The following is a 7,349-nucleotide window of genomic DNA, read 5'->3' on the forward strand; positions in this document are numbered from 1 at the left end:
CGACGACTACGACACCCCTGACGGCACGAACGTGCGCGATTACGTGCACGTCGGCGACATCGCCGCCGCCCACGTCGCCGCAGCGCAGCGCCTGGCCTCCGGCGCACCGATCGAGCCCGCGTACAACCTCGGCTCCGGCGACGGCCTCAGCGTGAAGCAGATCATGGATGCGGTCGCCCGCGTCACCGGCATCGACTTCACCCCCGAGGTCGGCCCTCGCCGCCCCGGCGACCCGGATCGGATCGTGGCGACCGGCGAACTCGCGGCGCGCGACCTCGACTGGACCATGCGCTACACCGTCGACGAGATGGTGCGCACGGGCTGGGAGGCCCGCCGCGCCGCCGGCTGACCTCAGAGGTCGCGCGTGCGGATGGGGTAGAGCCAGAAGCACAGCCATCCGACCGCGGTGAAGCCCAGGGGGATGACCGCCAGCATCAGCCGGATGCCGCCGTCGACGGCCTCCAGCTGCGCGTCGCCGAGCCCGGCGTCGAAGCCCGTCGCGGTCAGCACAGCCGCGGCGACGATCGCCTGGAGGACCACGGAGCCGCGCACGACGAACCCGTTCACGCCGAAGTACGCACCCTCGCGACGGTGGCCCGTGCGATGCGCGTCGTCGTCGATGATCTGGGCGAGCACGACCTCGAGGAGCTGCAGCAGCCCGCCGACGCCGACGCCGACCGCCACCCCGACGAGAGCCGCCGCCCCCACCGACGTCGGGACCAGGTAGCCGAGCACCGCGACCCCGAACACCGCGACGCTCCACAGCAGCGCCGTGCGCGGGGAGGTGCGCCGGACCACCGCGCTCCACAGCACGATCGACGGGATGGCCGTGAGGAAGATGGCGCCGAGCAGGAGGCTGCCCTCGCCCTCGGCCGCCCCCAGCGAGTAGCGGACGTAGAACGGGACGGCGGCGAGGATCACGGCGATCGAGGTCTGCACGCAGAGCGAGCCCAGCACGTACGGCACGAAGGCGCGGTTGCGGAACGTGTAGACGAGCTGGTCCCGCCAGCGCATGGCCTCGGAGGCGGCCTCGGGCACCCGGCGCTCGATCATCCCGCCGAGGAACGACCACACGAGCAGCACGAGACAGACGCCGGACAGCACGAGGGCCATCCCGGGCCAGCCGATCGCGTCGTAGAGCGCGGGGGCTCCTGCCGTGCCGAGCACCATGCCGAGGATCGCGAAGATCTGCCGCGGCACGTTCCCGCGGGCGCGCTCCTCCGTGGTGCGGAAGATCTCCGGGAACAGCGCCGAGATGTTCAGCACCACCACGACGAAGGCGATGTCGTAGACCGCGACGACCACGAGGAACCACACGATGAGCCCGGCCGCCGGGAGCGCGGGCGGCATCCAGACGAGGGCGAACGCGACGACGAGCGGCACGATGCCGAGCCCGATCCACGGGATGCGGCGGCCCCACGGCGTGCGGATCCGGTCGGAGAGCGCCCCGACGACAGGGTTGAGCGCCGCGTTGAGGATGCCGTGGGCGATCATCGCCGCCGCCACCCACCCCGCGGGGACGGCGAGGTGCGAGACGTAGAAGTACACGACGAACGCCGAGAACGTCTGCGTCATCAGCTGCGTCGGGAACCCGGAGGCTCCGAAGGCGATGGTCTGGGAGCGGGTGGGAGCGGCGTCGAGACGGCGGTCGCGCAGCCGTTCGCCGAGCGCCGTCACCGGGCGTCTCCCCGCTGCAGCTCCCGCAGCGCGCGCCAGCCGACGCGGACCAGACCCTCCTCGACGATCGTCTGCTGCACGAGCGGGTCGTCGAGCAGCCGCAGCTCGTAGCCGCGTTTGGCCGCCGCGAAGTCCACCGCGGCGCGCAGCTCCTCGCCGTCGGCCATCGGATGCAGGTAGATCTCGGTGACACCGGGCGGGACGGCGCGCAGCACCGCGAGGAACCCGTCTCGGACCTGCTCGTACGACTCCTCATCGGCGGTGCCCTCGCCGCGCAGCTCGAACGGGTGCGTCCAGAGCCGATCGACGATCTCCACGCCGAAGGCATCCGCCACCGCCGCCGCCTCGGTGAGCTTCGCCTGCAGCATCGGATCGGCGTCCGCTCCCTCCATCTCGCGGGGCAGGCGGAAGGGGAGGCCGTGCCGGGCGGCGAGGTCGAAGACGGCGCGCAGGAAGTCCCGGCCGGTCAGCAGCCCGTAGACGGAGCCCATGTGGTTGTCGAGGTGGGTCACGTCGACGCCGGCATCGAGCGCCGCCTGCAACTGCGCGGCTATCTCGGCGGCGACATCCTCCTCCGACGCGTGCTGCTCCACGGTCGCGACGTCGGCGGGGAAGAAGCCGTCGGCGTCGACGAGGGTCGACGAGCCCGCGGTGAGCGGACGCCACCGGTATCGGCGCCACTCGCTCGTGAGGACGAGGTGCACGCCCACGTCGAGGTCCGGGTGCGCGGCGGCGAAGGCGAGTGCTTCCGGGGACCAGGCGCAGGGCACCATCACCGTCGCCGAGTCGATCCGCTCGCGGAGGAGGAGTCCGGAGATCGCCGCGTTCGCGGCATGGCACATCCCGAAGTCGTCGGCGTTGAGGATGACCGCCCTGGCACCGGACGGCAGCCCGAGTCGGTCGGCGAGAGCGGAGGAGGCGGTCATGGCGTGTCCTGTCGGGCGGTCAGCGGCCGGTGGCGGTGTGCGCGGGAGGGTGTGAGGATCCGGGTGAAGACGTCGGCGCGGAGCGCGGAGGCCGCCTCACCCACAGCTCCGACGAGCGGCGCCTCCGGACCGAACGCCGAGGCGAGGAAACGGAGCGGCAGCTGCGCGGCGAACTCGTCCGCGACCCGCTCGATCGCATCCAGGAGCGCCGGGTGCACCGCCTCCCCGCCGAGGATGAAGGCCTCGGGATCGAGCACGAGGGCGACGCTGCCCGCCGCGAGGAAGAGCCGTCGTCCGATCTCCGCGACGAGGGCCTGCGCCGCCTCGTCTCCGCGTTGCGCCGCCTCCAGGTGGGCGAGGAAAGGCGCGTCGACATCCAGTCCGAGCCCGAGGGCGAGGTCGCGCACCACCGCGGCGCCCGCGACCGGGGCGCCGATGGGCACCGGCGTCTGCGGGAGGTACATCACCTCGCCCGCCACTCCCGAGAACCCGCGATGCAGCGCCCCGTCGATCACGATGCCGGCGCCGAGGTCGTCGTCGAGCAGCAGCAGCGCGAAACTCGCGAGGTCGATGCCGACGCCGGTGGTCGACTCGGCGAGCGCGGCGAGGTTGACGTCGTTCTCGACGCGGACCGGGCAGTCGAGGGCTGCCGCGAGAGCCGAGCGGAAGGCGCCGCCGTCCGGTCCCTGGTCGTCGCGGATCGCACCGTCCGACGCGACGATGCCGGGCACTCCGACGACGGCGAGGTGGAGCGCGCCCTTCACGGATCGGCGGCAGGCCGCGACGAGGGCGGCGATGTGCGCGACCCGGTCCTCGCCCGCGGGGAAGGCGCCGTGCCGTTCGGCTCTGATGGTGCCGGTCGCGTCGACGAGGACGACGTGGGCGGCGTGATGGTCCACGTGCACGGCCGCCGCGACCCCGAGGGCGGGGTGCAGAGCGACCCGGCCCGCCGCCGGTCCGCGGGTGTCGCGGTCGACCCCGGCCGCAGTGACGGCTCCCGCGGCGTCGAGCATCCGCAGTACCTGGGTCACGGCCGTGCGGGAGAGGCCGGTCGCCGCCATGAGCTCGGCCCTGGTCTGCGGTCCGCTCCGGGCGAGGCGCTCGAGGATCGCGCGGCCGTTGAGCGTGCGGAGCAGGGTCTGCGGTCCTGCGAGGGGTCGTGACATGCGGCGGAACCTCTGGGGGGTCGATTCTCGTGCGGAGTCGGTGCCCGCCAGCCTGCCACATCGCGTCGCACCCGTCGACCCGTCCTTCCCGGCTGCGTCGCCTGCACGACCCGGGCACGGCCGCACGACAGAACCCGGGATTCCTCCCCACAGACGCACCCGTGTCGTGCAGGTGTGACCGGGGAACCCGGAAGGACGTCGGCGGGCCCGCATAGGGTGGAGGGATGACGCCCCTGGTGATCCGAGACGCCGTCGCCGACGATGCCGAGGCCGTGGCCGGAGTGCACGTGCGGTCGTGGCAGGCGGCCTACGAGGGCCTCATCGACCAGGAGGTGCTGGACGGGCTGTCCGTCTCGGAACGGGCCGACGGGTGGCGCCGCATCTTCGCCGATCCGTTGCCCACGAGCCTCGGAACCCTGGTCGCGGAGCGCGACGGCACCGTCGTCGGCTGGGCGTCGTTCGGCTCTGGTCGCGACCCCGACGGCTTGGACGATGCCGAGCTGTACGGCATCTACGCCGACCCGACCGCGTGGTCGACGGGGGCGGGGCATGCCCTCCTCGACGCCGCCGAGCAGCGCATGATCGATGCCGGCCACACCCGCGCCTACCTCTGGGTCCTCGACGGCAACGACCGCGCCGACGGCTTCTACGCCCGGCACGGGTGGGAGCTCGACGGGGCCACGAAGATCGATCAGCGCCCGCAGTTCACGCTCCGGGAGCACCGCCGCGTCAAGCTCCTCGCCCTGCGCTGAACGACCGCCGCGTCAGTCGAGCGCGCTCATCACGTGCTTGATCCGGGTGTAGTCGTCGAAGCCGTACTGCGACAGGTCCTTCCCGTATCCGGAGTGCTTGAACCCGCCGTGCGGCATGTCCGACACGAACGGGATGTGGGTGTTGATCCAGACGCAGCCGAAGTCCAAGTCGCGGGAGAAGCGCATGGCCCTGGTGTGCTCCCGCGTCCACACCGAGGCGGCGAGCGCGTACGGCACGTCGTTCGCCATCGTGAGCGCCTCCTCCTCGGTATCGAAGGGCTGCACGGTGAGCACGGGTCCGAAGATCTCGCCCTGCACGACCTCGTCGTCCTGCTGCACGCCGGTCACGATGGTCGCCTCCCAGAAGTAACCGCGGTCGCCCTGCCGCCTCCCACCGGTGGCGATGGTCGCGTGCGCCGCAAGCCGGTCGATGAAGCCCTGCACCTGAGCGAGTTGGGCCGCGCTGCTCAGCGGTCCGTACAGCACGCCCTCTTCGTCCGGCACCCCGGTCCGCGCGTGCGTGCGGGTCCGCTCCACCAGTGCGGCGACGAGCTCGTCGTGCATCGACGCGTGCACGAGCACCCGGGTCGCCGCGGTGCAGTCCTGACCCGCGTTGAAGAAGGCCCCGGTGACGATGCCCTCGACCGCCTTCTCGATCGACGCGTCCGGGAAGACGATCGCGGGCGCCTTGCCGCCGAGCTCCAGGTGCACGCGCTTGACGTCGTCGGCCGCGGAGCGGGCCACGGCCATCCCCGCCCGCACCGAGCCGGTGATCGCCACCATCTGCGGTGTCGGATGCTCGACGAGGGCCGCTCCGGTCTCGCGGTCGCCGAGCACGACGTTGAGGGTGCCCGCGGGGGTGTGCGCGGCGACGATCTCCGCGAGCAGCAGCGTGGTGAGCGGCGTGGACTCGGCCGGCTTCAGCACGACGGTGTTGCCGGCGGCGAGCGCGGGAGCGATCTTCCACACCGCCATGTTCAGGGGGTAGTTCCACGGCGTCACCTGCCCGATCACGCCGATCGGCTCCCGGCGCACGAAGGAGGTGTGCCCGGGGAGGTACTCCGCGGCGGCTCGACCCTCGAGGCTCCGCGCGGCCCCGGCGAAGAACCGCAGCTGGTCCACCGACTGCAGGATCTCGTCGGCGACGAGCGTCGCCCGCGGCTTGCCGGTGTCCTTCGACTCGAGGTCGGCGAACTCCTCGGCCCGCGCGGCCATGTCCTCGGCGATGCGGAACAGGGCGAGTTGGCGCGCAGACGGCGGGGTGTCCCGCCAGGTCGGGAACGCCGCCGCGGCCGCGGCATACGCGGCATCCACGTCGGTGCGGTCGGAGATCGGGATCTCGCCGTAGGCTTCCTCCGTCACCGGATCGATGAGCGGCAGGCGCCCGCTCCCCGATGCGGTGACGGCGCGACCGCCGATGAAGTTCTGCAGGGGCACGGTCATCGTCGACGGTGAGGACATAGCGCCATGGTAGCCATCCGAGCGCGGAATCTGTAGCTTTTCGTCCACAGATCGACGGAATCAGTTGCGCAGGGCGGGTCAGAATGTCACGATCGGTACATGAGTCCGAAGACGCCTCCCCCCGCCCTCGACGACATCTCGAAGCGCATCGTCGAGTTGCTGCAGGAGGACGGGCGGCGTCCCTATGCGGAGATCGCCCGCGAAGTAGGGCTCAGCGAGGCCGCGGCCCGCCAGCGCGTGCAGCGCCTGACCGAATCGGGTCTGATCCAGATCGTCGCCGTGACCGACCCGCTGCAGCTCGGCTTCCACCGCATGTCGATGATCGGGATCCGGGTGTCCGGCGACCCCCGCGCGATCGCGGAGGAGCTCACGGCGATCCCCGAGCTGGCGTACGTCGTCGTCACCCTCGGGACGTTCGACATCCTCGTCGAGGCGGTGTGCGAGGACGACGACCATCTGCTCGACCTCATCGCCACCCGCATCCGCACCATCCCCGGCATCATCCAGACGGAGAGCCTGCTCTACGCCGGCCTCTACAAAGACCTCTACAACTGGGGAACGCGCTGACGCGCTCCCCTCGCATCGGAGTGAACATGGGCACCACGGTCTTCGAACGCCGTCGTCCTTCGCAGTCCGTCGTCGACGACGCCCTGCGCGACACGGCCCTGTCGGTCTTCTGGCTCGACGACGTCGAGCGGCCCGCGCATCCGCCGCTGCGCGGCACCGTGCACACGGACCTCGTGGTCGTCGGCGGCGGCTACACCGGGCTCTGGACGGCCGTGCGCGCGAAGGAGCGGGATCCGGAGCGGAAGGTGGTCCTCCTGGAGGCATCCCGCGTGGCCTGGGCGGCATCCGGGCGCAACGGCGGCTTCTGCGAGTCCAGCCTCACGCACGGCCACGAGAACGGCGTGAACCGCTGGCCCGAGGAGATCGACCGCCTCGAGGAGCTGGGCCACGAGAACCTCGACGGCATCGCCGAGACCGTGCGGCGGTACGACATGGATGCCGAGTTCGAGCGGACGGGCCAGCTCGCGGTCGCCGTGGAGCCGCATCAGGTCGAGTGGCTGCGCGAGGAGGAGGGCTTCCTCGACCGCGAGGCGGTGCAGGCGGAAGTGCATTCCCCACGTTCCTCGCCGGCGCCTGGGATCGGGAGGGCAGCGCTCTCGTGCACCCGGCGAAGCTGGGCCTGGAGCTCGCACGGGTGGCCGTCGAGCTCGGCGTGGAGATCCACGAGCACAGCCTCGTCCGGCGGATCGAGGGCGCGGACTCCGGTCCGGTGACCCTCGTCACGGAGCACGGCCGGGTGACCGCCGACGCGGTGGCGCTCGCGACGAACGTGTTCCCCTCGCTCCTGAAGCGCAACCGCC

Annotated in this window: 8 protein-coding genes and 1 pseudogene; 5 read left to right on the forward strand and 4 right to left on the reverse strand. The window is 71.9% G+C overall.

Annotation, left to right across the window (positions count from 1 at the left end; genetic code table 11):
* On the forward strand, positions 1 to 349 hold a 349-nt coding region (locus tag AB1285_RS24425), incomplete at its 5' end, for an NAD-dependent epimerase/dehydratase family protein (protein ID WP_429978048.1).
* Positions 350 to 351: 2 nt separating this feature from the next.
* Here the strand turns inward: AB1285_RS24425 and AB1285_RS24430 are convergent.
* Genes AB1285_RS24430 through AB1285_RS24440 form a run of 3 tightly spaced genes read right to left on the reverse strand, consistent with a single transcriptional unit; the run spans position 352 to position 3,769 of the window.
* The gene (locus AB1285_RS24430; RefSeq protein WP_292797443.1) at positions 352 to 1,677 is read right to left on the reverse strand and encodes an MFS transporter; all 1,326 of its coding nucleotides are present in this window, start codon (positions 1,675 to 1,677) and stop codon (positions 352 to 354) included.
* Complete coding sequence (locus tag AB1285_RS24435) at positions 1,674 to 2,603, reverse strand: polysaccharide deacetylase family protein (protein ID WP_292797440.1); 930 nt, start codon at positions 2,601 to 2,603, stop codon at positions 1,674 to 1,676. Before AB1285_RS24435 ends, AB1285_RS24430 begins: the two co-directional genes overlap by 4 nt.
* Positions 2,600 to 3,769 carry an ROK family protein gene (locus AB1285_RS24440; protein WP_429978050.1) on the reverse strand — a complete coding sequence of 390 codons (1,170 nt, stop codon included), beginning with the start codon at positions 3,767 to 3,769 and terminating at the stop codon, positions 2,600 to 2,602. Before AB1285_RS24440 ends, AB1285_RS24435 begins: the two co-directional genes overlap by 4 nt.
* 224 nt (positions 3,770 to 3,993) lie before the next feature.
* Here AB1285_RS24440 and AB1285_RS24445 point away from each other — a divergent pair, with 224 nt between their 5' ends.
* A complete protein-coding gene (locus tag AB1285_RS24445; protein WP_268777081.1) occupies positions 3,994 to 4,521 on the forward strand; it encodes a GNAT family N-acetyltransferase in 528 nt (175 codons plus the stop codon).
* Positions 4,522 to 4,533: 12 nt separating this feature from the next.
* Here AB1285_RS24445 and AB1285_RS24450 read toward each other — a convergent pair whose 3' ends face one another.
* Positions 4,534 to 5,982 carry a gamma-aminobutyraldehyde dehydrogenase gene (locus AB1285_RS24450; protein ID WP_280567277.1) on the reverse strand — a complete coding sequence of 483 codons (1,449 nt, stop codon included), beginning with the start codon at positions 5,980 to 5,982 and terminating at the stop codon, positions 4,534 to 4,536.
* Positions 5,983 to 6,081: 99 nt separating this feature from the next.
* Between AB1285_RS24450 and AB1285_RS24455 the strand changes: the two genes are divergently transcribed.
* The 3 genes and pseudogenes from AB1285_RS24455 to AB1285_RS24465 all read left to right on the forward strand — a co-directional run.
* Complete coding sequence (locus AB1285_RS24455; RefSeq protein WP_025105441.1) at positions 6,082 to 6,549, forward strand: Lrp/AsnC family transcriptional regulator; 468 nt, start codon at positions 6,082 to 6,084, stop codon at positions 6,547 to 6,549.
* A gap of 26 nt (positions 6,550 to 6,575) precedes the next feature.
* A pseudogene (locus AB1285_RS24460) lies at positions 6,576 to 7,028 on the forward strand (NAD(P)/FAD-dependent oxidoreductase); the annotation flags it as partial.
* 119 nt (positions 7,029 to 7,147) lie between these two features.
* On the forward strand, positions 7,148 to 7,349 hold a 202-nt coding region (locus AB1285_RS24465; protein WP_429978052.1), incomplete at its 3' end, for an FAD-dependent oxidoreductase.

The sequence above is a fragment of the Microbacterium sp. NRRL B-14842 genome, from assembly GCF_050470785.1.

Bases quoted from the DNA above. Each gene is read 5' to 3' on its own strand.
- AB1285_RS24435 (WP_292797440.1), bottom strand. From the start codon at position 2,603: ATGACCGCCTCCTCCGCTCTCGCCGACCGACTCGGGCTGCCGTCCGGT.
- AB1285_RS24440 (WP_429978050.1), bottom strand. From the start codon at position 3,769: ATGTCACGACCCCTCGCAGGACCGCAGACCCTGCTCCGCACGCTCAAC.
- AB1285_RS24445 (WP_268777081.1), top strand. From the start codon at position 3,994: ATGACGCCCCTGGTGATCCGAGACGCCGTCGCCGACGATGCCGAGGCC.
- AB1285_RS24450 (WP_280567277.1), bottom strand. From the start codon at position 5,982: ATGTCCTCACCGTCGACGATGACCGTGCCCCTGCAGAACTTCATCGGC.
- AB1285_RS24455 (WP_025105441.1), top strand. From the start codon at position 6,082: ATGAGTCCGAAGACGCCTCCCCCCGCCCTCGACGACATCTCGAAGCGC.